At 71.5% G+C, this 1,542-nt stretch carries 2 protein-coding genes; both read right to left on the minus strand.

Annotation, left to right across the window (positions count from 1 at the left end; translation table 11 throughout):
• The coding region (gene tnpB / locus FXF52_RS40980) for an IS607 family element RNA-guided endonuclease TnpB (protein WP_187414030.1) at positions 1–1,009 on the minus strand (1,009 nt) is incomplete at its 3' end.
• Positions 1,006–1,542, minus strand: a 537-nt coding sequence (locus FXF52_RS40985) for an IS607 family transposase (protein WP_148805014.1), incomplete at its 5' end; no start/stop codon positions are given. The genes tnpB and FXF52_RS40985, both read right to left, overlap by 4 nt.

The following is a 1,542-nucleotide window of genomic DNA, read 5'->3' on the forward strand; positions in this document are numbered from 1 at the left end:
CCTGTCGGCGGATCTCACCGAAGCCGGCGTCCGCGACCTGCCGGGCTAGCCGCCGGTTGCGCAGCATGCCGGCCACGTTGAGGTCTTCGACCACGATCGTGCCGTACTCGCGGGCCAGCCGGGTGGTGAGTTTGTGCAGGCCGTCACGGCGCAGGTTCGCCACCCGCGCATGCGCCCGCGCCACCTGCCGGCGGGCGCGTTCCCACCGCCTGGATGGCTGCTGACCGGTGCGCCGGTCCGGCCCGACGCGCCGGGACATGCGCCGGGCCAGACGCCGCATCCGCTGGGCCGCCTCGTCCAGGTGCCGGGGGTTGGGCACCATCTCGCCGGTGGACAGCACCGCCAGGTGCGTGATCCCCACATCCACCCCGATCACCGCCCGCGGACGCGTCGGGGTGCGCTCGGCCCGGTCGACCTCGACGCAGAACGCGACATGCCACCTGCCGCCGTCACGGCGCACCGTCGCGGACAGGATCCGGGCCGTGCCCGCCTCCAGACGGCGGGCGAGTTTACGGGCGGACTCGTGCAGCTTGAGCCGGCCCAGCCGGGGCAGCACGACATGCTTGCGGTCCGGCTCCACCCGGATCGCACCCGTGGTGAACCGCACGGACGGTGTCGACCGGCGGCGGGACTTGAACCGCGGGAACCCCACCCGCGGCCCGGCGCGTTTCCCGGCCCGGGAGTCGGACCAGTTCTTCAAACCGGCCGCCAGGTTGTCCAGGCCGGTGTTGAACGCCTCCTTGGAACACTCCGGCCACCACGGCGCCACATCCGACTTGGCCGCGTTCCACGCCTTGCGCAACGCGGCGAGATTCCACCCGACGGTCGGGGTCAGCAGTTCCTCAGGTACACCGTAGGTGCGTTCGGCGGCGCGCTGGTCCATGATGGCCTTCACCCTGGCCAGGGCCCAGTTGTACGCCACCCTGGCCGCGCCGGCGTTGGCGAGCACGTCACGCTCCTGCGCTGGAGTCAGGTCCAAAGCGAACCGGTACGCCTGTATCACCTTCACGACGGCGGGTCCTGTGTGGTGGCGGCCTCGACCGCCCGGCGTGCCCGATCCGCCCCAGCCCGACGGCCGTAGAGCCGCGCGCACAACGAGGTCAAGATCTCCGTGACGTCCCGGACCAGGTCATCATCGACCCCCGCCGGGTCGACCACCAACAACTTGCGACCCTGCGCGGCCAGCGCCGCCTCGACGTACTCGGCACCGAAGCGGGCGAAGCTGTCGCGGTGTTCCACCACGATGGTCGTGACCGCCGGGTCGCGCAGCAGCGCAAGGAACTTCTTGCCCTGCCCGTTCAGCGCGGATCGAACCTCGGTCACCACCTGCGACACCGGCAGGTTCTGCCCGGTCGCCCACGTGACGACCCGAGCGACCTGCCGGTCAAGGTCGGCGCGCTGGTCGGCCGACGAGACCCGGGCGTACACCACCACCCGCTCGACGCCAGCCGAGACAGCAGGCAGCGGCTCACCCACCATGATGAGTCGACCCAGCCGGTAAGTAGGAACAGGCAACGTCCCAGCCGCGTACTGCCGCCGCGC

The sequence above is a fragment of the Micromonospora sp. MP36 genome, assembly GCF_008119785.1.
Taxonomy (GTDB): domain Bacteria; phylum Actinomycetota; class Actinomycetes; order Mycobacteriales; family Micromonosporaceae; genus Micromonospora.